Annotated in this window: 23 protein-coding genes, 4 tRNA genes and 1 rRNA gene; 13 read left to right on the forward strand and 15 right to left on the reverse strand. The window is 46.2% G+C overall.

Annotation, left to right across the window (positions count from 1 at the left end; translation table 11 throughout):
- Positions 1 to 464 precede the first annotated feature (464 nt).
- The 3 genes from HBNXNv_RS05170 to HBNXNv_RS05180 all read left to right on the forward strand — a co-directional run bounded on the left by HBNXNv_RS05170 (position 465) and on the right by HBNXNv_RS05180 (position 4,309).
- Positions 465 to 3,411 (forward strand): 23S ribosomal RNA (locus tag HBNXNv_RS05170).
- Positions 3,412 to 4,035: 624 nt separating this feature from the next.
- Positions 4,036 to 4,206, forward strand: a complete 171-nt coding sequence (locus tag HBNXNv_RS05175) for a preprotein translocase subunit Sec61beta (RefSeq protein WP_347720614.1) — start codon at positions 4,036 to 4,038, stop codon at positions 4,204 to 4,206.
- 28 nt (positions 4,207 to 4,234) lie between these two features.
- Positions 4,235 to 4,309 (forward strand) — tRNA-Arg (locus HBNXNv_RS05180).
- A gap of 58 nt (positions 4,310 to 4,367) precedes the next feature.
- Here the strand turns inward: HBNXNv_RS05180 and HBNXNv_RS05185 are convergent.
- On the reverse strand, positions 4,368 to 4,709 hold the full coding sequence (locus HBNXNv_RS05185) for a hypothetical protein (RefSeq protein WP_347720615.1): 342 nt from the start codon (positions 4,707 to 4,709) through the stop codon (positions 4,368 to 4,370).
- A gap of 84 nt (positions 4,710 to 4,793) precedes the next feature.
- On the opposite strand from HBNXNv_RS05185, the gene HBNXNv_RS05190 reads away from it, so the two are divergent.
- The 3 genes from HBNXNv_RS05190 to HBNXNv_RS05200 are packed head-to-tail and all read left to right on the forward strand — an operon-like array spanning position 4,794 to position 7,514.
- The gene (locus HBNXNv_RS05190; protein ID WP_347720616.1) at positions 4,794 to 5,570 is read left to right on the forward strand and encodes an arginase family protein; all 777 of its coding nucleotides are present in this window, start codon (positions 4,794 to 4,796) and stop codon (positions 5,568 to 5,570) included.
- Positions 5,571 to 5,603: 33 nt separating this feature from the next.
- Positions 5,604 to 7,253 carry an arginine--tRNA ligase gene (gene argS, locus HBNXNv_RS05195; protein WP_347720617.1) on the forward strand — a complete coding sequence of 550 codons (1,650 nt, stop codon included), beginning with the start codon at positions 5,604 to 5,606 and terminating at the stop codon, positions 7,251 to 7,253.
- A gap of 51 nt (positions 7,254 to 7,304) precedes the next feature.
- Positions 7,305 to 7,514, forward strand: coding sequence for a hypothetical protein (locus tag HBNXNv_RS05200; RefSeq protein ID WP_347720618.1), 210 nt, complete (start codon positions 7,305 to 7,307; stop codon positions 7,512 to 7,514).
- Here the strand turns inward: HBNXNv_RS05200 and HBNXNv_RS05205 are convergent, their stop codons facing one another.
- Together HBNXNv_RS05205 and HBNXNv_RS05210 are read right to left on the reverse strand one after the other, a co-directional pair.
- Positions 7,515 to 8,246 (reverse strand): BUD32 family EKC/KEOPS complex subunit, encoded by a 732-nt coding sequence (locus tag HBNXNv_RS05205; protein WP_347720619.1) that lies wholly within the window; start codon positions 8,244 to 8,246, stop codon positions 7,515 to 7,517.
- Positions 8,247 to 8,291: 45 nt separating this feature from the next.
- Positions 8,292 to 8,365, reverse strand: a tRNA-Phe gene (locus HBNXNv_RS05210).
- A gap of 102 nt (positions 8,366 to 8,467) precedes the next feature.
- Between HBNXNv_RS05210 and HBNXNv_RS05215 the strand changes: the two genes are divergently transcribed.
- Genes HBNXNv_RS05215 through HBNXNv_RS05225 form a run of 3 tightly spaced genes read left to right on the forward strand, consistent with a single transcriptional unit; the run spans position 8,468 to position 10,362 of the window.
- Positions 8,468 to 8,704 carry a hypothetical protein gene (locus HBNXNv_RS05215; protein WP_347720620.1) on the forward strand — a complete coding sequence of 79 codons (237 nt, stop codon included), beginning with the start codon at positions 8,468 to 8,470 and terminating at the stop codon, positions 8,702 to 8,704.
- 38 nt (positions 8,705 to 8,742) lie between these two features.
- Entirely contained in the window at positions 8,743 to 9,765 is a 1,023-nt protein-coding gene (locus HBNXNv_RS05220) for a deoxyhypusine synthase (RefSeq protein WP_347720621.1), read from the forward strand.
- A 48-nt stretch (positions 9,766 to 9,813) separates the two neighbouring features.
- Positions 9,814 to 10,362 (forward strand): hypothetical protein, encoded by a 549-nt coding sequence (locus HBNXNv_RS05225; protein WP_347720622.1) that lies wholly within the window; start codon positions 9,814 to 9,816, stop codon positions 10,360 to 10,362.
- 14 nt (positions 10,363 to 10,376) lie between these two features.
- Here HBNXNv_RS05225 and HBNXNv_RS05230 read toward each other — a convergent pair whose 3' ends face one another.
- Complete coding sequence (locus HBNXNv_RS05230) at positions 10,377 to 10,730, reverse strand: hypothetical protein (protein ID WP_347720623.1); 354 nt, start codon at positions 10,728 to 10,730, stop codon at positions 10,377 to 10,379.
- 82 nt (positions 10,731 to 10,812) lie between these two features.
- On the opposite strand from HBNXNv_RS05230, the gene HBNXNv_RS05235 reads away from it, so the two are divergent.
- Complete coding sequence (locus HBNXNv_RS05235; RefSeq protein WP_347720624.1) at positions 10,813 to 11,235, forward strand: cupredoxin domain-containing protein; 423 nt, start codon at positions 10,813 to 10,815, stop codon at positions 11,233 to 11,235.
- 22 nt (positions 11,236 to 11,257) lie between these two features.
- On the opposite strand, the gene HBNXNv_RS05240 is transcribed toward HBNXNv_RS05235, so the two are convergent.
- The 9 genes from HBNXNv_RS05240 to HBNXNv_RS05280 all read right to left on the reverse strand — a co-directional run bounded on the left by HBNXNv_RS05240 (position 11,258) and on the right by HBNXNv_RS05280 (position 17,359).
- The gene (locus tag HBNXNv_RS05240; RefSeq protein ID WP_347720625.1) at positions 11,258 to 11,500 is read right to left on the reverse strand and encodes a hypothetical protein; all 243 of its coding nucleotides are present in this window, start codon (positions 11,498 to 11,500) and stop codon (positions 11,258 to 11,260) included.
- A gap of 54 nt (positions 11,501 to 11,554) precedes the next feature.
- Positions 11,555 to 11,627: transfer RNA gene (locus HBNXNv_RS05245), tRNA-Asn, on the reverse strand.
- Between the two features lie 114 nt (positions 11,628 to 11,741).
- Entirely contained in the window at positions 11,742 to 12,872 is a 1,131-nt protein-coding gene (locus HBNXNv_RS05250) for a DNA topoisomerase IV subunit A (RefSeq protein ID WP_347720626.1), read from the reverse strand.
- Between the two features lie 13 nt (positions 12,873 to 12,885).
- The gene (locus HBNXNv_RS05255; RefSeq protein WP_347720627.1) at positions 12,886 to 14,478 is read right to left on the reverse strand and encodes a DNA topoisomerase VI subunit B; all 1,593 of its coding nucleotides are present in this window, start codon (positions 14,476 to 14,478) and stop codon (positions 12,886 to 12,888) included.
- 19 nt (positions 14,479 to 14,497) lie between these two features.
- Positions 14,498 to 15,001 carry a KH domain-containing protein gene (locus tag HBNXNv_RS05260; RefSeq protein ID WP_347720628.1) on the reverse strand — a complete coding sequence of 168 codons (504 nt, stop codon included), beginning with the start codon at positions 14,999 to 15,001 and terminating at the stop codon, positions 14,498 to 14,500.
- 52 nt (positions 15,002 to 15,053) lie between these two features.
- Positions 15,054 to 15,827 (reverse strand): serine protein kinase RIO, encoded by a 774-nt coding sequence (locus tag HBNXNv_RS05265; RefSeq protein WP_347720629.1) that lies wholly within the window; start codon positions 15,825 to 15,827, stop codon positions 15,054 to 15,056.
- A 33-nt stretch (positions 15,828 to 15,860) separates the two neighbouring features.
- Complete coding sequence (locus HBNXNv_RS05270; RefSeq protein ID WP_347720630.1) at positions 15,861 to 16,211, reverse strand: DUF6166 domain-containing protein; 351 nt, start codon at positions 16,209 to 16,211, stop codon at positions 15,861 to 15,863.
- 105 nt (positions 16,212 to 16,316) lie between these two features.
- Complete coding sequence (locus HBNXNv_RS05275) at positions 16,317 to 16,628, reverse strand: S1 domain-containing protein (protein WP_347720631.1); 312 nt, start codon at positions 16,626 to 16,628, stop codon at positions 16,317 to 16,319.
- Between the two features lie 50 nt (positions 16,629 to 16,678).
- A complete protein-coding gene (locus tag HBNXNv_RS05280) occupies positions 16,679 to 17,359 on the reverse strand; it encodes a 60S ribosomal export protein NMD3 (RefSeq protein WP_347720632.1) in 681 nt (226 codons plus the stop codon).
- Positions 17,360 to 17,452: 93 nt separating this feature from the next.
- On the opposite strand from HBNXNv_RS05280, the gene HBNXNv_RS05285 reads away from it, so the two are divergent.
- Complete coding sequence (locus tag HBNXNv_RS05285; protein ID WP_347720633.1) at positions 17,453 to 18,184, forward strand: hypothetical protein; 732 nt, start codon at positions 17,453 to 17,455, stop codon at positions 18,182 to 18,184.
- Here the strand turns inward: HBNXNv_RS05285 and HBNXNv_RS05290 are convergent.
- A complete protein-coding gene (locus tag HBNXNv_RS05290) occupies positions 18,157 to 18,528 on the reverse strand; it encodes a DUF192 domain-containing protein (protein ID WP_347720634.1) in 372 nt (123 codons plus the stop codon). The genes HBNXNv_RS05285 and HBNXNv_RS05290 overlap by 28 nt on opposite strands.
- Positions 18,529 to 18,566: 38 nt before the next feature.
- On the opposite strand from HBNXNv_RS05290, the gene msrB reads away from it, so the two are divergent.
- On the forward strand, positions 18,567 to 18,941 hold the full coding sequence (msrB, locus tag HBNXNv_RS05295; RefSeq protein WP_347720635.1) for a peptide-methionine (R)-S-oxide reductase MsrB: 375 nt from the start codon (positions 18,567 to 18,569) through the stop codon (positions 18,939 to 18,941).
- 48 nt (positions 18,942 to 18,989) lie between these two features.
- Here msrB and HBNXNv_RS05300 read toward each other — a convergent pair.
- Positions 18,990 to 19,061 (reverse strand) — tRNA-Arg (locus HBNXNv_RS05300).
- 254 nt (positions 19,062 to 19,315) lie between these two features.
- Here HBNXNv_RS05300 and HBNXNv_RS05305 point away from each other — a divergent pair.
- A complete protein-coding gene (locus HBNXNv_RS05305; protein WP_347720636.1) occupies positions 19,316 to 19,570 on the forward strand; it encodes an elongation factor 1-beta in 255 nt (84 codons plus the stop codon).
- Positions 19,571 to 19,597: the final 27 nt, after the last annotated feature.

Here is a 19,597-nt window from a genome sequence, read left to right on the forward strand (position 1 = left end):
CTTGATGACTATTTTTTTAAATGGGAGAGCTCTGAGAAATTGTTGAAAATCGGCCCGGAACTACCTATATAAAGTTTAAAGATGGGATTTAGGTTACGGGCTTGAAGGCGATTATGACTCTCCTTTGATAGGGTTTCCTTGATGAGGGGGTTTAAAACTGTTAAGGCCTAACAGTCTTTCACGACCTAGACTGGTCGTTTTAGACTATTCATATTAGATCTGAGGGGCGTCTCTATTGGGGATGTCCTCAGCAAGAAACGTCGCCTGAATTCACAATGTGGGCGATAGTACTGCACGCCGAAGAACACATTGCCATGTGTACAACCTGTTATCTGGTTGTTGGATTTGGCGTAAGTATGGTTCGACCAATTTTCCGGGTTTTACCGAGGAAATTTTTTACTTTAGTTTGGTTTACATCTCTGCAGCTTTGCTGCATTATGGAGTAAATCAAGCTGGTACCCGAATCTGAATTGCTGCCATGCCAGGTAGCGAATAGCTCGGTTCGAGAAGCCGAAGAAGGACGTGGCAAGCTGCGATAAGCTTGGGCGAGACGCATGCAGTCTTTGAGCCCAAGATTTCCTAATGTGACTTCATAGGTCGTTTCGGCGACCTGCTCCTTACGGAGTGGGAACGCGGTGAACTGAAACATCTTAGTAGCCGCAGGAAAATAAATCAACGGAGATTCCCTTATTAGCGGCGAGCGAAAGGGGGATAGCGCAAACTGAATCTGCATTCCGAGAGGATGTGGACATGTGGTTCGGCCGTCCGTAGGAACCTATTGGTTCAGTCAAACTCTGCTGGAAAGCAGGACCATAGAGAGTGATAGTCTCGTAGACGATTGCCAAAACGTTCTGGGACGTGCCAAGAGTAACATGGGTTGGAAATCCTGTGTGAATTTGGGAGGCACTACTTTCTTCCAACGCTAAATACTTCTCGAGTCCGATAGCGTACTTAGTACTGTGAAGGAAAGCTGAAAAGTACCCCTAGAAAGGGGGTTAAAAGAGCTTGAAACTATCTGGTAATAGGCTAGATACAGCATTTAAGCGTCGATGGTTGTGAAAGAATCCTTCCGAGAGGAGGTAGTATGAATCAACCGGAGCAGTGTTGTATCATCCGTTTTGAAAAACGGGGCAGAGAGTTTTCTGCCGTGGCGAGGCTAACCACCGTTTCGGTGGGGAGTCACAGCGAAAGCAAGAAGCCCGCATCACGTCTTTGACGTGTCAGGGGCCGCGTGTTAACTCGCGTGAAGTCACCGCGGAATGATCCGAAACCGGTCGATCCTGGCCTGGCTAGGGTGAAGCGGCGCGAAAGCTCCGTGGAGGCCCGCACCGGTGCTGTGTTACAAGCGCTCGGATGAGCTGGGTCAAGGGGTGAAATGTCAATCGAGATCGGTGATGGCTGGTTCTTCTCGAAATGGATCGAAGTCCAGCCTCAGTGGAGGTAGTTGTACAGGTAAAGCGACTGATTTTGGGTACCTGAGCTCGCGCTCAGGCCCGAAGTCAAACTCTGAACTGTGCAACGCCGTAGATACTGGGAGTGAGGGCTGGTGGGTAAGCTACCAGTCCGAGAGGGAAACAACCCAGAGTAAGGTTAAGGCCCCTCAATTCCTGACTAAGTGTCATCGAGGATGTCCCGGTTCTCAGACAGCGAGGAGGTTAGCTTAGAAGCAGCTACCCTTTAAAGATAGCGTAACAGCTCACTCGTTGAGGACCGGGGCGCCGTAAATGGACGGGGCTCAAGTCAGGAGCCGAGACCTTACCATTGTTTTCACAATGGGTAGAGAAGCGATCCGCATGGGCGGAAGCATGGACGTGAGTTCGTGTGGACCGTGTGGATATGAAGATTCTGCCGGCAGTATCAGCATTAAGATAGGTGCGAATCCTATCGGCCGAAAGGATAAGGGTTCCTCTGCAATGTTTATCAGCAGAGGGTTAGTCGGTCCTAAGCTAGTCCGTAATTCGAGACTAGCGAATAGGGAATCAGGTTAATATTCCTGAACCTCCTTACATTAATCGACGTCTCGGGATATCGGAGGCTGCGTTTTCGCGCAGTCCAAGCATGTTTATGTGTGCGAGCGTAATGCATCGACCACACGAAGCTGTTATGGGTCTAGGAATAATCCTGGATCTCCGCGAGTCCTGGGACTCTTAAAAAGATGTAAGAGTCCGTACCCAGAACCAGCACAGGTATCCAGGCTGAGTAAGCTAAGGCCCTCGGGTAAAACGCGATTTAGGGAATTCGGCAATTTAGCCCCGTACGTTCGCAATATGGGGTGCCTATCCTCTCGTTAGGATAGGTCGCAGTGACCAGAGAAGCTCGACTGTTTACTAAAAACATAGCCGACTGCTAGTCCGAAAGGATTTGTATAGTCGGCGACTCTTGCCCAGTGCCAGTACCTGAACACTCTGTACAAGGAGACGAAGGGCTGGTAAACGGCGGCGGTAACTATGACCGTCTTAAGGTAGCGTAGTCCCTTGCCAATTAATTGTTGGCCCGCATCAATAGAGGAACGAGGCTTCTGCTGTCCCAAATCGTGGCCCGGTGAACCCGCTGTACCGGCGCATAAGCCGGTGACTCCCAGTGGGAAGCGAAGACCCTGTGAACCTTTACTGCAGTCTGACGTTGCGGTGGGGTTCCAAGTGTGAAGTGTAGGTAGGAGACATTACAGAGGTGCATGCGCTAGCATGTCGCCCAGTCGACCATGGGACACTACCCTCCTGGAACCCCGCTGCTTACTTCTACGGAAGGACAGCGTTAGCTGGGCAGTTTAACTGGGGCGGTATCCCTCTGATAACGAATCAGAGGGGTCCAAAGGTAGGCTCAACTCGGTCAGAAATCGAGTGTAGAGTACAAGAGCAAAAGCCTGCCTGACTGGTCTCTCGACAGCACGGAGACTAGGCGCGAAAGCGTGGTCTAGCGAACGCCTACAGCCAAGTAGTGAGGCTTAGGCCTGACGGAAAAGGTACTCCAGGGATAACTGGATTGTCTGAGGCGCGAGCTCACATCGACCCTCAGGCTTGTTACTTCGATGTCGGCTCTCCGTATCCTGGCTGTGCAACAGCAGCCAAGGGTGGGGGTGTTCACCCATTAAAACGGATCGTGAGCTGGGTTTAGATCGGCGTGAGCCAGATCTGTTGCTATCTGCTGGGAGTGTTTGGTGGTCTGAGAGGAAAGTTTGGACAGTACGAAAGGAACCCCAAACTGAGGCCTCTGGTGTATCTGTCATCCGAGAGGGTGTTGCAGAGTAGCTATGCCTCAAGGTGTAAAAGCTGAAAGCATCTAAGCTTGAAAGCCACCTCAAAAAGAGACCGCTTCCACTCTCGCACAAGACGAGTCAATAGAGTGGCGGTGTAAGATCCAAGGCAACGAGGATTTCAGCCGACCACTACTAATCGTGGGTTCCAATTCAGTGGACGGTACCAGCTTGAGCTCTAACATTAAACTCAAGCGACGTACTTTTTCTCTGTAGAACCCTTAGATTGGTCGAACCATACTTTGATGTCCCTCAAGTCTAATACTTTCTTTCTATTATTCTTTGAGAAACTAGAGCCTTCTACGCATTCATTCTACAAATAAAAGCTTTACTGACATGAGTTAGTTATTGTAGTACAGGAGATGGAGTGGCTGTCCCCCGAGACTCTTCGGAGGAAAGTCCCGACTCCAACACCGTTCAATCGGTGAATGCAGCAGGTGTCAAAACCTGTAACCCGAGAGGGTTAAGGCCAACCACAACCAAGAGTAATATCCTGGGTAGGAAGGCCTGTGGATCGCAGAAACGACACGGCAACTGCCTACAGAGTGAAGGCCTTAAGGCTGGACGTTAGCAGTTTTTGCAGCGCTGAAACGAGATCCGGACGCATGGAGCAAGCCTAAAATGGTGCAATCCATGTCTCTCTGAAGGATAATGGTTTTTACCATACAATCTTCAGAGGAGATGTGGTGCAGTGAAATACGGCCGCAGAAACAGAATCGGGCTTACTACCATCTCCTGTTCTGCGACAAACCTTTTTGAAGTTTTCAGTGTGAATACAGTTTATGGCCAATAACCAGCAGCAAGGAGGCCAATTACCTTCCGGTCAGGGAGGATTGGTACAGTACTTTGACGCAGACTCAGGGATAGAGATAGATCCTAAAATGATTATCGCGTTCGGGCTACTGGTATCAGTATTCGAAATAGGCCTTCACATGGGAATAATTGGTATTTAAGATTCTCCCAGAAACAGAAACTTGTCAAGGGCCCATAGCTCAGCTTGGACAGAGCAACCGGCTTCTAACCGGTAGGTCCAGGGTTCAAATCCCTGTGGGTCCGTACCTAGTTTTTACAGTTTTTCTGAAGAAAGAAATAATAGAGAATAGAAGGAAGAGTGTTATCTTATACCGAACAGGTCATCGCCCGAACCATCTTGGGCACGGCCTTCGGGAGGGCTTCCATCGTTACCCAGGTTACCCCATGTAACGCATAGATGGTCTTCTCCTTCTGCAGCATTAGGATCAGCATAGATAGGAGAGTCCTCTACCTCTTCAATATCTATTTCGACTGCTCCATTGTGAACCTCTTCAAGTTCTACATCATCTGGAGATACGTACAGGTCATCGCCGTATCTCTGGGCCATTACATCTACAGCTGTTTCAACCTGTTCAGTAGACAGATCATCATACTGTTCATCAAGTTCTCCAACAAGATCATCCATATGTAAGTACTCTTTCATAGCAACAATTTGAAAACTTGTTTTTAAGTTAATTTTGCATTTTAGACAGTTTACTAAAAAACAGTTGGAGGAAAAACACCAGTTATGACAAAAGTAAACTCCCCAGAAGACTCAGACATAGTCATACAGAAAATTCCGTGCGACATGGGAATACATAGAAACCCACGGAAAGGAACTTTGAACGGGCCGGAAAAGATTATGGAGGGCCTTGACCTGAAAGAAAGATTTCTTGTCGATGAAGTTTTCCCAGAGGAGTTTGACCTCGAGGAGACACACAGAAGAATAGAGAAAAATACCGAGGAACTTCTTCAGTACGATAGGCCTTTGATATCTGTTGGCGGCGATCATTCCGTCAGTTTTCCTGTGATTAAGGCCTTGAAGGAGGAGAATCCTGATCTCAAGCTGGTCTGGCTTGATGCTCATCTTGATCTTAAGGAGAAGGTTGACGGCCATGTATCTCACGATGTCGTGGTGCGCGAACTTCTTGACCACGGTTTTTCAGAGGATGAAATAGTTTTCCTGGGTATTACAGAAGTTGACTACGACGAGGAGGAGTTTCTGGAATCTCATGACTTTGCTATTTACAGGCCTGATGAAGTAGATGATTTTCTTGAGCAGGAACTTGATGGAGATTACTATCTGAGTGTTGATATCGATGTTCTGAGGCCTGAGATTGCTCCTGGAACCGGGTACCGGGATGGAGAGATGGAGCTGGAAGAGGTTCTTGAAGTTATCGAAAGGTTGGGGCCTGTGCACGCTGATCTTGTTGAGGTTGCTCCTCCTTTCGATGAGAATGGCAGGACTATTGAGGCCGCCAGGAATATTCTTGAGAAGCTGGCGGATTCGGCTGTGAAGCGGTAATAGTTTTGAAACTTGACTTCACAGTTTGTCTGTATGAACCAAGTTAAAGAGTTGCTGGCGCAGAAGCTTTCGGAAAAACTTGATGTAGAAGTATCTGATGAAGACATTGAGAGGCCGGAGCCAGAGCACGGAGACTTTGCCTACCCGGTTATGAAGGCTGCGTCACAGCTCGGAGAAAACCCTCGTAAACTTGCAGAAGAACTTTCAGAACAGCTTGAAGAAGTAGACATAGTTGAATCAGTAGAAGTTGCAGGCCCAGGATACCTGAACTTCTTCCTTGACCGATCTGTTTACGGTGAAGAAGTTGTAGAAGGCCTTGAATCTGAGAACTTTGGTGTTGTACAGAATGATGGCAGCGTTCTTGTGGAGTTTTCTTCACCCAATATTGCGAAGCCTATGAACGTGGGCCATCTACGTAACAACGCGCTAGGCGATTCTCTGCGGAGAATTCTTTCCTTCTCAGGTTACGATGTTACAGCCGAGAACTACATCGGCGACCTGGGAACACAGTTCGGAAAGGTTATCTACGGCCACAAAAACATTGATTCCAACAAGAATTTTGAGGAAGAGCCGATTGAGTACATGCTTGATATCTACGTCAAGTTCCACGAACTGGCTGAAGAAGACGAAGAAGTTGAGGAAGAGGCCCGTGCATGGGCGAAAAAGATCGAGGACGGAGACGATGAGGCCGTCCGACTCTGGAAAAAGTTCCGGGAGGCCACACTCGAGTACCACAAGGACGAGTATGATCGACTTGATATCAAGTTTGACAGGATTACCGGAGAATCCAAAGTGTTTGAGGAGGCCCGTGAGCTTGTTGAGAGCTGGGTTGAAGAAGGAAAAGTTGAGAGAGATGACGATGGCTCAATCTTCTACGAGTTCGACGATGAGGAGATGCCCGGAGTTGTACTGTTGAAGGCTGATGGCTCCACACTGTATATTACGAGAGATCTCTACAATTTGAAGAAGAGAAATGAGGAGGGCTTCGACTACAATCTATACATTGTGGCCTCGGAGCAGGAGCTGCATTTCAAACAGCTTTTCCAGGTTGCCGAAGACATGGGAATTGAGACAGAAGGATCCGAACATATTTCCTATGGTATGCTGCAGCTTCCTGAAGGCAGTATGTCAACGCGTAAAGGCCTGATAATTGAACAGTCAGAGATATTTGACAAGGCTGTTGAAATGGCAGAAGAAAAGGCAGAAGAAGAAATCAACCGTAACTTGGAGAACGCTGAGGCCATCGGAATCGGTGCTGTGAAGTACTCAAACCTTTCGGTCTCGCGCAAGAAGGACATGGAGTTTAACTGGGACACCGCTCTATCTTTCAAGGGAGATTCCGGGCCTTACCTACAGTACTCGAATGTCCGTGCCAAAAGTATTCTGCGTAAGGCCTCTTCCAGTGGCGAACTTGGAGATGACTTTGACGATGCAGAGTACCGTCTTTTGAAGAAGCTTTCCGAGTTCCCGGAGAAGGTTGAGGCCGCTGCAGAGCACCGTGAACCTGCAAAAATCGCGCATTATCTTTCGGAGCTGTGCGAGGAGTTCAACGGCTTCTACCACGAATGCCCGGTACTCGACTCTGGTAGAGAGTCTCATCGTTTGAAACTGGTCGAACTGTTTGTAGATGTTACTGACAAAGGCCTTGATCTACTTGGCATTCAGGCCCTAGAAGAGATGTGACATTTAAAGTTCGGGAGCTATAGTTTGAGTTAGGAGAAAGGGGAAAAATTCGTGACAGAAGAGGCAAACAATTACTGGATTATAGAACTTTACGACGACGAGACCGCTAACGTTTCAATTATGAGCGAGGAAGAGGCCAAGGCCATGAAGAAGATTAACGACGACTTCAAGGACTGGCAGATGGCTCCCTGCAGCAAATTCTCCGAAGAAGACATGATTGAGAGAGCTGAGGATAAAGGCTTCGAGCACGATCCCTGGTAACTACATGTTTTTCAGGCCATTTAACGCTCTTGAAATATCTCTATCAACTATTAAAGATTTGGCAGAGCCAGAAAGCATTGCAAGATTCGCCTCCCTATCAGACAGACCATAACCATCTCTAAACCCACTCATTACTTCTTCTGAAACATCTCCCAGAGTACCGTATGTATAGGAGAATGCAGCTATGTCAAAGGCCTTGTCTTGAGGCTTTGGATCTTTTTTAACAAACTCTGGATCCGTGAAGTACACTTCAAAACCATTGTCAAAGCTATTATCTTCTACCATCAAGTTGCCGTAGTTGAAGTCTCTGTAGGCCCAGCCATTACTGTGCATATCTTTTAGGGCTTCACCAACTTCTCTAGAAACATCTCTGACTGCTTCAGGTTCCTCATGTTTAACAAACTCTATGAAGTCTTCAGCGCTATCTAAAAACTCTACCTCTAAAGCCCCAGCACTATCGTATCCTATAAGTTCAGGAGCGTTGTATAAACGGCCATCCTGATCTTCACTGAACTCTCGAACCCTATCTACTCTATCCTCAATACTGAAACCTCTTTCAGAAGGATCAAGCCTTGAGAACACAGTGATAATGCCTCTCTGTGATTCTGATAGAATTTTTATGACAGAATTATCTATGACTCCTGTCCTTTCAGCATACTCTCCTCCCTCGAGAGCCTGAAAATCTTCTGACTCAACAAGTTCATCGTATCTGGACGGAATCCTAGTTGACACACTAGATATTGCTCGCTCAAGGTTAAAAATTAGATTGAAGAAACTTGGCCGAACCCGGATTTGAACCGGGGACAACTTGATCTTCAGTCAAGCGCTCTCCCAGGCTGAGCTATTCGGCCGCCTGTGTACAACCAATTGAGGGATGAGTTTTAATAATTGAAACCCATTCTGGGTCAGAACCCTGTCTACTATTTATATAGAGGCCTGAGCAATTCTTCGGTATGTCTGGTATGAACTGGAATTCAACCCCAGCAAAAGTTCTTGCAGTAGTTGGAGCTCTCGTCTCTCTTCTGGCAGCATTTCCTTATACGCGGAGGACAGGTGAGGCTACATGGATTACACCTATTGTTGAGACCGGGCCTGAATTGATAGGAGTTCATCTTGTTCAGGGGTTTCTGGTTGTTTTAGGTGTTTCAGCGTTCGGACTAGCAGTCTTGATTGAGAGAGGTTCGAAGTAGTTCGTCAAAATAAAAGTTTTTCTTCACATCCTTACTCTATGACTGACGGAAAAGATAGTTCTGACACGCGCGAACACGTGATTCCTGGTACAAAAGAAGGCCATAAAGGCGAGAGAGTTGAAGGATATGATTTTAGAGGCGAATTTGATCTTGAAGATATGATTGAAAAATATGCTACTACAGGTTTCCAGGCCTCTCACCTGAAAGAGGCTGTTGACCTTGTGAAGGAGATGAGAGATGAGGATGCCAAAATCTTTCTGACCTTCACTTCCAATATCATCAGTTCAGGCCTTAGAGAGATAGTTGCTTACCTTGCCCGTGAAGAGCATGTCGATGTAATGATTACCTCCGCGGGCTCTCATACAGAAGATGTTATCAAGTCAGCCAGAGAGTTCAAGATGGGAGAATGGGAGGCTGATGAGGCCCAGCTCCGCGAGGAAGGAATCAATAGACTGGGCAACATCTATGTTGAGTCAGATAACTATGTCTGGCTTGAGTCATGGTTGAATGATGGTTTTTTCCAGGACTTTTTCTCAGATAAGAAGATTAGAACTCCTTCTGAGCTTGCCGAGGCCCTTGGAGTTGCTGTTGGCAAGGACGAGGATCTTGATGAGTCAGATTCTTTCATCTATCACTCCGCGGCTAACGATATTCCTGTCTACTGTCCTGCGATGATTGATGCCGAGATCGGAGACTTCATGTTTTACTACAGACAGGAAGAAGATCCTGATGTAGGAATCGAGATTCTGGATGACTGGGATTCTCTGATTAATGAAGCGATCGAGGCCGAGAAGACTGGCATCATTGCAGTAGGGGATGGAGTGCCAAAACACCAGGCCATCATGTCCAACCTCTTCAGAGGTGGAACCGACTATGCTGTCTACATCTCAACAGGGATGGAAGGCGATGGCTCGCTTTCGGGAGCGCCTCCGAAGGAAGCAGTTTCATGGGGGAAGATCAAAGAGGAGAACAGAAACTACACCCAGGTAGAAGCCGAGGCCACACTGGTATTCCCGCTACTGGTTGCGGAGGCCTTCAAGAAGTACGACCCTGAAGAGTAGTATCCTTCTTCAATTCTATTTTTATCATTTTTCAGCGATAGATTTCTTATGGACGCACCTAAAGTTGGTTCCGGCCCAATACCAGAGAAATACCTGGATCTAAGGCCTCAGGATACTTATGAAGAGAATATTGATGCTATCGATGCCTTGATTGATGGAGAGTACGATACTGTAGGTGAAACTTACGCGGATTTTCATCCAAGAGTGTTTCATAGTGCATTCCGTGAATCCTATAGACAGGAAGCCGGCGCTGCAAAAGTAGATGAAGAAGCGATGAAGCAGCTGCAGTGGATCCTGGAGGAAAATTCAGGTAATGATTATTTCTGGCCTGAGGAGAAGTTATTCAATTATGGTTACAGGAGAGGGCCTAAGAATCGTAGAAAGTCTCGTTCGAGGCGGAGAAGAGAGAGGAAATCTCCTGATCTGCCGCATGGGCGAGATATGATTCCTGAGTCTGGGCCAGGGCCACTTGATAATCCTGTAAGACGGGGTAGGAAGAAGAGAGAAGCAGATGAGTATTACTTCGCGGCTGGTATGCGCATGGCTCCTGAAATAGCGGATTATGATATCGAAATTTTAGATAAAAGGGGAAAATGAGATAGGTTAGAGGCCTATATTTTTTTGGCGAATTTTTCTTTCATTTCCTCGATGTGAGGTACTAGCTGTCTTTCCTTGAGTTCTGCTTTGGATACCCATTCTCCTCTCTGAGGTTCTCCATCTATTTCAAGGACATACGGATTCCAGTTTTCGCCTGAAACCGTGGTCTTCAGTTTTTTACGGTACTTCTTGATGCTGCAGTTTACACCAGAGAAATCCTCGGAAACCCTTCTGGCTGCGTCTGCTGATAGCTCTCCTCTTTCAGGCCTTACAGTGGGTACATCCCATGCTTCATGTTCTTCGTTGTAGAAAACTAGTAATTTTTTGGATTGAACGATTAGGCCTGCAGAGATACTTGAAACAGTCATACAGTATAATTATATCCGCTTGCTTATAATAGAGGGCCTCAGGATAGAAAAACAGTTAAGCCAGGCCATTCTATTTACAGCTATGAAGTATTCGATTACAGCTATACTTGCCTTGACAGTAATTGTTTCAGGATGCGCTACATTCACCCAGAACGATTCCTCAGAACCAGATGATATTGACGACATGGTTCCTAACTCGACGAACGCTACAGTAGTTGAGTACAGTTCCTCCGGGTTCCAGCCTTCAACTGTAACTGTTGAGCAGGGAGAGACAGTTATGTGGGCCAGTACCGGTCCTTCAATGTGGATTGGTTCAGATCAGCACCCATCCCACACAGAGTACTCCGGCACCAGTCTAGATGAACACTGTCAGAACGGAGAATCAGACACATTCGACCAGTGTGAAACCAGTCAGACATACAGCTTCACATTCAATCAGACCGGAGAATGGAGCTACCACAACCACGTCAGGCCTGGCGATACAGGAACAGTAATTGTAGAATAAGGCCTTCACTCTATTTTTCTTTCTATTTTTCTCTTGTATAATTTGCTTCCGTACACATTTCAATCCCCTCGCAGCTGTACTGTGGTGGATAGGATTCTGCGACGGAAAGAGGCCCGTAGCATGTGCATTCTGCGTAGACTGTTTCAGTTCCGTTCTCGAAATCAGCGCTGAATTTTTCGTAACTTGTTGCATTTGCTGTGTAGAATGCTGCAAGGCCTGACAGAATCAGTAAAAGACCGGTAACTGCGATAAAGGTCTTTTTCATTTACATGAAGGCCTTTGAGTTTGTTTGACTAAAAAGTTTTTTAGAGAAGTTTAGCGCCCAGGGCAGGGCTCGAACCTGCGACCACCACGTTAACAGCGTGGCGCTCTACCTGCTGAGCTACCTGGGCAGCCTTTTAAGCTGTGAATTATATCGGACCTTTCAGTTTTTTAAACATGTAGTAAATCTGTGGTGTGAGGGGCCTGCGGTTTGCAGGCGCCCTGGTGTGAATCTGTCAGCAGTTCTAGTCGAGGAATTTGTCTTGCTCGATTTTTTCTGGTAGGTAGGTGTTGGCTACGAATTCCAGGCTTTGTGATGCGAGGGCCTGTTGTTCTACTCTGACTCCCATGTCGAGCATTTTCTGGAATTGTTTCTGCCAGTCGTCGTTTTGCATCCATTCGTAGTCCATGACATCGTGGATTCTCTTGTAGTCCTTTGTTGGGCCTCCGTTGTCTTTGGATTTTCCTTTGAGGTCTTCTGTGACGTGGTGGAGGTCGTATTCTTCGATGTCTTCCATTGTCATACCGATGAGTTTGGCGTCTGGTACTGATAGTCGGTCTGATTGGAATGCTAGGCTCATGGATCCTGATTTGAGGACTGAGTAGATGTAGTATCCCCATGGGTCGCCGTCTGTGAATACGTAGACTGGGAGGTCTAGTTCTTTGTGCATCATGTTGATGAGTCTTCTTGCTCCTCTTGCTGGTTGTCCTCCTGTCCCTATGATTACGGCGTTGTGGTCGGCGTGGAAGTCTTCTTCAACCAGTCTGTTAACCATAGCGGAGGTCTCGACTACGAGGATGAAGTCTGCTTCACATTCGACGAATTCGAAGTGGTCGACGATGGAGTTGATTGCCATTCCGGATGTTCCCATGTTCATTCCGTCGATGATGTCTCCTGAGTCGTCGATCTTGATTGGGCCGAATAGTCGTCCTTTTGGTTCTGCGAAAAGGTGGAGGTCTTCTCTGATTGCTCCTGTTGCTGTTTCAATGTCGACTACCACGTTGTTGGATTCGTCCTGGTCTTCGAATGTATTTTCGTCGAGGCCTGGTACGCTGTGCTTTAGCTGGTAGTAGATCTCTCTGATTGATGCTGTTCTTCCGCGTTCTACGAGTTCTTTGGTTTTTGATGCGACCATCAGTGTCTGCATGAACTTTCTGGCGTGACTGATGTTGAGGAATTTTCTTGTGGAGTAAGAGTCTCCTAGTTCAAGTCTTCCGTCTTCCTCATCGTAGTTGACGTTGCTTCTGGATCTGACTTTGGTCTCTATTGTCAGGTTGTCGCTTTCAGGATCGTTCAACTGGTTCCTGATCTTTTTTCCTAGATGTTTTAGTCTTTCTAATGTTCTTTCGTCGTTCTCGAATTCTTTCTTTGGCATTACTTAATCACCTCTAAAGCTGCTCCGGGTTGTAGTCAGCTTCTACGAGTTTTTGAATCTGAGCTTCGATCTCTTCAGGATCTCCTTCTCCTGCTAGCTCTGTAATTGCAGGCCCCATCTCTTTTGCGTAGGATGTAAGCTTTCTCTTCTTCTTCTCCTGAATTTCCTTTCTTTCTTTTCTCTTCAGGTATTTTCCTAGCTTTCTTCCTGCTTCCTGCAGGGCCAGTTTCATTTCTTTCCGGATTGGATCGTAGTTCGCTACGGCTTCCTTTCCTTCAGATGTGAATGGAACCCATACAGATGCTATGTGGATTGAGATGTAGAGCGGGCCTTGTGGCCTGTTTCCTGTCTGCGAAATGTTGTATCGGTTCCAGGAAACGTTTTCGATGGCCTTTGTGGTTACACACGCCGATTTCTTGTATAGTAGCGGTACTTTGTTTGCGTATCGGAGTTCTTCGAAGCTTCCTTCGTCTTCGATGTCTCCTCCCCATGCTAGGCCTACTTCTACCTGGAATGGATTTCCTTTGTATACTGTTGGTTTTCGAGTAATTGTTTCTGTGAACTCTGGGTTGAGTTCTTTTGTGAGGCCTTTCTCCATCAGGTCTTCGCCGATAGGGCTCAGGCAGTCTGTTGGAGGGCTCTGTAGTTTTACTCTCTGTGCTGCGTCGAGGATTTCTTCGACTTCGTCTTTGTCGAGAGTGTTTGGTCTTCGGCCGTCGTCTACTCCTGCTTCGTCGCATACTTCCTGTGCGCTTGTTCTTCCTACTCTTGTGAATTCTTCCTGTAGGAAGCTGCTTACTGTTCGTGCGTTGGAGTTGTCGATCATTCTGAGGACTACTCCTAGTTCTACTCCGTGCAGGTGTGGTTTGATCTCTTTTGGTTTTTCAGGTAGTTCTTTTGAGACTCTTGGGAACTCTACCTTGTTTCCGTCTGGTTCTCTTAGCACGATTCTTGCGTACGGGTTCATGATTGCCGTGTGCTTGAGGTAGTTGTAGACGGAGTGGTGGCCTCTTGTGTATTTGGCCTCGATATTCATTTCGATGCTGGTTCCGTGGTCGAAGTAGTAGTCTTTCTCTCCCGGGAACTCATCGCTTTCCGGATCGACTACTTCGTCTTCTAGAATCTCTGGTTCGTTTTTCTCTGTGTCAATTCTGACAACGAAGCGGTGGCATGGTTCTCCTTCCTGTTTTGAGTATACAGTTACTGGCTCTCCAGTTGTCAGCTGCGCGTACATCGCGGAAGCGGAGATACCGATTCCCTGCTGACCTCTGCTCTGCTGGAGCTTGTGGAACTTTGAACCGTATAGAAGTTTACCAAATACCTTTGGAATTGTTTCTCTATCAAGGCCTATTGCGTTGTCCCTGATTTCTATTCGGCATTTGCCTTCTGAGTACTCGTCAATAAGGACGTGTATTTCCGGAAGAATCTCGTCTTCCTCACATGCGTCCAGCGAGTTGTCCACAGCTTCTTTTACTACTGTTATAATGGATTTCTGTGCGTTTTCGAAACCTAGAAGGTGTTTGTTTTTCTCAAAGAATTCGGCGACGGAAATCTCTCTATGGTCTCCGCCACTTGCTTCCATGCCTTCTTCTACTCCGTTTGCCATAATATCACGTTTTTCAAATCTACCTTTTTATCTTGTCCTGGTTTTTCTCCAGATAATTGTATGCTGTTGAGTGAGAGCTACCGTTCAAAAGCATGTTGATAGCTTCCATTGCGACCTCGATATTCTGGGCCTTTCCAATTATTCCTATTGTTGTTCCGTAGACTGAGATGTCTACTTGTGCTATTTTTTCGATGTGTGTTCGGGCCTCGCCTTCTCTGCCGATTACACGGCCTTTTAGTCTTTCTTCAGCGTTTTTTGTGTTGGCGTAGCGGCCGATATCCATTAAGTGTAGTGTTACATCTCTTTCGACTAGTTTGAAGGCTTTTTCTGGGTTGAATCCTCTGCCTATTGCTTTGACTATTTTTTGGGCCGTCATTTCGTCTAGTGGTTCTCCTTCGAGTGCGACCTGGTTGTCCTGGATTGTTACGTCGCAGTCTGTCAGGTCTTGCAGTTCTTCTTTTGTTTCTCCTTCAGAACCGATGAGAACTCCTACTCGTTCTTCTGGCACCATTACTTCCTTCATATTGTCTCTAATATTAATGGACCTAACAATCTTTTTATACCTTAAAACTGTTTTACAGGTCTTCTAGGCCGTCTAAAACCTCTTGAACGGCGTCGTGTTTTTCGATGTCTGCTCCCTGCCTGTTGAAGAATGCAGCCATGTTTTTTACATCTCTTTTAAGCAGTTCTACGGCCTCTGGATGTGATTTGTGGACGCCCTGGGAGAAATCAATCCATACCTCCTGTTCCTGAGTCATTAGAATGTTGTATTCTGATAGGTCGCCGTGTACAAGTTGTTCCTCTCTCCAGAGCTCCATTATGTTTCTTTTGATCTTCTGGAAGGCCTCTTCAGGGTTCTCTATCTGTACATCTTTGAGTTTGGGGTATGGCGTGAAGTCTTCGCCGATAAACTCCATTACCAGTATGTTTTTCTGGAAGGCCTTTGGTTCCGGGCATCTTACGATGTCTCCAGCTTTTTTGAGGTTTTTGAACTCTTTTTTGCACCATTCGTTGATTACTGATCTTCTGTCGGATTTGAAGTTGCGGAATCTCTGGTCTCCTCTCAGGTATTTCTCCATTTCGCGGAATGATCCGGCCTGTGTCATGTAGATTTTGACTATTACTCTTTCTCCGTCGGATGTGTCGGCCAGGAAGACTGCGGATTCTTTTCCTGATTCTATTGTGCCGTAGAGTCTGTCGAGAACTTTTCTGTCTCCTAGTTTGAGCAGGGCCTTCTTTGTTTCGTGGTCGAATACGTTGTTGAAGGCCTTTCTTCCTTCGGAGGAGTCGAACATTCTCCGGCTTTCTTCCTTCCATCTTTCGCGGAAGTCAATGTTTTCGTCTTTCACAGAAATGTTCTGAGTGATGAAGAGATAAATGGCCTAGGTGTTCAGGTAGTGAGGTATGTTTCTTGCTTTCAGTCTCCATTCCTCTGCTTCTCTGAGTTCTTTGGCTATGAAGTTTTCCAGAAATTCTCGGCCGTATTCTTCTGCTACTTCCTCGTTGTAGACATCTTTAAGTATTGTTTTTGCTGTTGTCAGGCCTTCTGTGTTTCTTCTTCCCCATGAAAATGAGTTTCCTGTATTCTCAAGATTGTTTGATGGAGAGAGTTTTTCGCCCGTTGATTCTCCGCCTTTTACTACTCTGACTGTTTTATCTCCGCTCTGCATGCTGATATGGCCTTCATAAATTGCGTAGTAGTCTATGTTCTGTTCAGGAAGATTTCCTGCCATCACAGAATATTTTTGACTCTCTGCTTAATAATCCAAAGTCTGCAGTAGAAGTTGTTAGGGCCTTAGCTTTGCTGAGTTGGAGGATAGAATGTAGAAGGGAAAATTTTAGAGGAATTCCTCTATTTCGTCTAGGAAGTCTCTGTCTTCCAGCCATCTTGTCTCCGCGTTGGAGTAGCTGTTGACGATGTCTCCTTTTTCGTCGCCCTGGATGTCCCATGGATCGACTAGTACTACTGAATCTCTTTTTACCCATAGGCCTCTTTTCTTTGATCCTGGGATTCGGCAGATTCTTTCGTTTCCATCTGTGCAGTATACGCGGTATTTTCCGCCTCCTTCTTTTCTTAGAACTATTCCAAGTACCTCGTCGCCTTGCGGCCTGCGTACTCTTTGTACTTGTTCTTCTTCATCTTCTGGCATACAAACTATTTCTAAAGCAATTTTTTTAAACCACGACAGGGCCTCTGTTTTCAGTCAATTCTTACCGACACTACGTTTCTGTATACTCTTTCCCCGTTTTCCTCTCCTACAAGTTCGTAGCTTCTCTTTATCTCCGGGTCGTATCTGTCTCTCAGCATTGATAGAATCTTCTTGTTCATTGGCTCTGTTGACAGGAAGAAGTCGATGCCGTGTTTGTTTTTCTCTACGTTGGCCAGAAAGTCTTTTCTGGTCTCATTCGTCAGTTCTGCGGCCTTATCGACAATATCATTTGATATAGGTTCTAGTTCGGCATCTCCTCTGAGCTGTATTTTGGCCTTGTAGAATCCTCCCTGGAATTTTGAGCAGTCCTTACACTGATGGTTTTTGAAGACCACCTGTGTGTCATATGAGTCCTTCATAGGGCCTTTTTCGGCGTGTACTCTGACATACATCTGATCTTCTTCCTCCCAGAACTGTAGCTGCATCTCCACGTCTTCTTCTGAGAAGTCGGAGAATTTTTCCGCTAGCTGGTCCTGTACTGTGTAGGCCTCGATCCACTGGCCTCTGTGTTTCATTCTTCCGCATACACTGCAGACCACGATTTCTACTTTGTCAGGGACTTCCAGGAGATCGTGTTTGTCTGTGTAGCAGTCTGCGCACAGCTTTTTCCCGTCTCCGTAGAGGGCCTTTGTTTCTTCGCCGCATCTTGGGCAGAATTTTGATAGTTCCATATGGATTGGTTGTGTGGCAAAGGTTTTAACGCCGAAACCCCAACCTTTTTATTAATCAGATAATAAATTAGTTACTATAAGGTGACAACAAAAATGACAAGCGCAACCTGGGATCGTACGGATAGGATGCTGGAACGTAAAGAGGCTGATGGAGAAGTTGAGTGGAGAGATGGCGAACCTCACTTTGCAGGCCGGCATATGATTCACGAAGATACAGATATTGATGGCGGAGTTTATCTTGGCAGTGGAGAAAGAGAGGCCATCGTTGTTGATTCCGAGAAGTACGATGAAGTTGACAGAATGTATCAAAAGGCCAGAAGTAAGGCAACAGATTCCACAGGAAATGTGAACAAGAATTTTGCCCTTAATGCGGTTCACGAGGTAGCTATGGAAGAGTTTACTCCGTCCGAAGAAAATATGGACAGGCTTGTTGACATGTACGGAGACATTACTGACGAAGATATTGATTCCGAGAGAGACATGAGAGATGAGGCCTATCTTTCCAGTAAGATTGCAGAACATTACGGAGTTCAGAACGATGGAAAGATCGCTCTGGATGTTTTCGCGAAAGAAGGAGTTGGTGTCTGCCGTCACAGAGCTCTGGCTGCTGGAGCAATGATTGAAAAGTTCCAGGAAGACGGAGTACTGACCGGAGAAGTAAGCGTGGACAGAAACTCACGCGGAAGATACGGTCACGCATGGGTCAGATACGAGAACTCAGCTGGCGAAGCCTTCGTGATAGATCCAATGCAGGACACTATCGGGCGTCTTGAAGATACAGAAGACGCAGCCTGGGACTACGAAAGACCAGAGGACAACATTTGATCCTCTTTTCTTTCAAATTCTATTTTCTGGCCTTCCTCTATTTGCAGTTCTTCAAAGCTTTCAAGCAGGTAACGGTAAGGCCTTCCCGGAGAGTACACTTTCCACGTTTTCGGATTGGGTGTCCAGGGCATTGCTTTCTGGATGTCGATGACTTCTTTTTCCGAGTTCATGAAGTAGAGATGTAGAGGTTTTCTGACCAGCATCATGTCTATTGAGGCCCTTGTGTCTCGAGAGAATGTGAACAGCATTTTTCCTTCTGTACGAAATGACAGGCCTCTGGCCTTTTTCAGGAATGAATCTGCTACCTCTACTTCATGTTGTTCTCCGTTGATTTCGATCTTCATGCAAAAAGTATTTGCGTTTGAGCGGTTAATTGTTTGGTATGGACGAAGAAGAATTGAAGAAGAGGCTTTCAGAGGAAGAGTACAGGATTTTACGTGAGAGCGGTACAGAAGCTCCTGGTACCGGAGAGTTTCTGAATCACAGTGAGGCCGGAGTTTATCGGTGTAAGGCCTGCGGCCAGAAACTATTTCAGTCAGATGACAAGTTCGACTCCGATAGATGGCCTAGCTTCAAGGATGCGATCATGGACAATATAGAGTTGAAGAAAGATCTTAGCCATGGAATGAACCGTGTAGAAGTATGCTGTTCGGGCTGTGGATCTCACTTGGGCCATGTATTCGATGATGGGCCTGAGCCTACAGGCAAGAGATACTGCATTAACTCGAAGGCCCTGGATTTTGAGGAAGAGAATTGAAAGCCACCTTGTGTGGCTTATTGCGTGTGAATCTGAGCGTAACCAGTTCGCCCTCACAGGGATTTGAACCCTGGATCTGCACCTCCGCAAGGTGCCGTCTTTCCACTAGACCATGAGGGCCTGTATTGGTTTAAGTAGGCTATTTTTAAAACCGGTTCGAGAGGGTAGTGCAAACCTTTTTAACAACCTTCGTCATTAAACGTTTCTGTAGTGGTTTATCATGCTGAAAAAATACATTCAGAAGATCAAGGACAAGCTAGGCCTTTAGAGTTGGTTTAGTGGTCTGAGAACTATTTTAGGGTTTTAACCCTTCTTTTTTCTCTCCATTCTTGTTTTAACTTTTTCTTTCGTATTTGGTTTCTAGGTGACTTTAAATGGGAAAGATTTCATGTGTTTACAAGATTATGCCGGAAGATGATGAAACCGATCTAGAGGATATTAAGAAGCAGGTTCAGGAATTGCTGGATGTTCAGGATATCGGTGAGGAGAATGTTGCTTTCGGTTTGAAGGCTGTAAAGGTTTCTTGCATTACTACTGATGAGGAAGGCGGAACTGATTCCGTTGAGGAGAAGCTTGAACAGCTTGATAACGTTCAGAGTTATGAGCTTGAGCACTTTGACAAGCTTTAGGCTTGTTGCTCTTTCATATTTATTTTT

The sequence above is a fragment of the Candidatus Nanohalovita haloferacivicina genome, assembly GCF_029232205.1.
Lineage (GTDB): Archaea > Nanohalarchaeota > Nanosalinia > Nanosalinales > Nanosalinaceae > Nanohalovita > Nanohalovita haloferacivicina.

Excerpts from the sequence above, each read along its gene's own strand:
- HBNXNv_RS05175 (WP_347720614.1), top strand. The coding sequence starts at position 4,036 with ATGGCCAATAACCAGCAGCAAGGAGGCCAATTACCTTCCGGTCAGGGA.
- HBNXNv_RS05185 (WP_347720615.1), bottom strand. The coding sequence starts at position 4,709 with ATGAAAGAGTACTTACATATGGATGATCTTGTTGGAGAACTTGATGAA.
- HBNXNv_RS05190 (WP_347720616.1), top strand. The coding sequence starts at position 4,794 with ATGACAAAAGTAAACTCCCCAGAAGACTCAGACATAGTCATACAGAAA.
- argS (WP_347720617.1), top strand. The coding sequence starts at position 5,604 with ATGAACCAAGTTAAAGAGTTGCTGGCGCAGAAGCTTTCGGAAAAACTT.
- HBNXNv_RS05215 (WP_347720620.1), top strand. The coding sequence starts at position 8,468 with ATGTCTGGTATGAACTGGAATTCAACCCCAGCAAAAGTTCTTGCAGTA.
- HBNXNv_RS05220 (WP_347720621.1), top strand. The coding sequence starts at position 8,743 with ATGACTGACGGAAAAGATAGTTCTGACACGCGCGAACACGTGATTCCT.
- HBNXNv_RS05225 (WP_347720622.1), top strand. The coding sequence starts at position 9,814 with ATGGACGCACCTAAAGTTGGTTCCGGCCCAATACCAGAGAAATACCTG.
- HBNXNv_RS05230 (WP_347720623.1), bottom strand. The coding sequence starts at position 10,730 with ATGACTGTTTCAAGTATCTCTGCAGGCCTAATCGTTCAATCCAAAAAA.
- HBNXNv_RS05235 (WP_347720624.1), top strand. The coding sequence starts at position 10,813 with ATGAAGTATTCGATTACAGCTATACTTGCCTTGACAGTAATTGTTTCA.
- HBNXNv_RS05240 (WP_347720625.1), bottom strand. The coding sequence starts at position 11,500 with ATGAAAAAGACCTTTATCGCAGTTACCGGTCTTTTACTGATTCTGTCA.
- HBNXNv_RS05250 (WP_347720626.1), bottom strand. The coding sequence starts at position 12,872 with ATGCCAAAGAAAGAATTCGAGAACGACGAAAGAACATTAGAAAGACTA.
- HBNXNv_RS05255 (WP_347720627.1), bottom strand. The coding sequence starts at position 14,478 with ATGGCAAACGGAGTAGAAGAAGGCATGGAAGCAAGTGGCGGAGACCAT.
- HBNXNv_RS05260 (WP_347720628.1), bottom strand. The coding sequence starts at position 15,001 with ATGAAGGAAGTAATGGTGCCAGAAGAACGAGTAGGAGTTCTCATCGGT.
- HBNXNv_RS05270 (WP_347720630.1), bottom strand. The coding sequence starts at position 16,211 with ATGGCAGGAAATCTTCCTGAACAGAACATAGACTACTACGCAATTTAT.
- HBNXNv_RS05275 (WP_347720631.1), bottom strand. The coding sequence starts at position 16,628 with ATGCCAGAAGATGAAGAAGAACAAGTACAAAGAGTACGCAGGCCGCAA.
- HBNXNv_RS05280 (WP_347720632.1), bottom strand. The coding sequence starts at position 17,359 with ATGGAACTATCAAAATTCTGCCCAAGATGCGGCGAAGAAACAAAGGCC.
- HBNXNv_RS05285 (WP_347720633.1), top strand. The coding sequence starts at position 17,453 with ATGACAAGCGCAACCTGGGATCGTACGGATAGGATGCTGGAACGTAAA.
- HBNXNv_RS05290 (WP_347720634.1), bottom strand. The coding sequence starts at position 18,528 with ATGAAGATCGAAATCAACGGAGAACAACATGAAGTAGAGGTAGCAGAT.
- msrB (WP_347720635.1), top strand. The coding sequence starts at position 18,567 with ATGGACGAAGAAGAATTGAAGAAGAGGCTTTCAGAGGAAGAGTACAGG.
- HBNXNv_RS05305 (WP_347720636.1), top strand. The coding sequence starts at position 19,316 with ATGGGAAAGATTTCATGTGTTTACAAGATTATGCCGGAAGATGATGAA.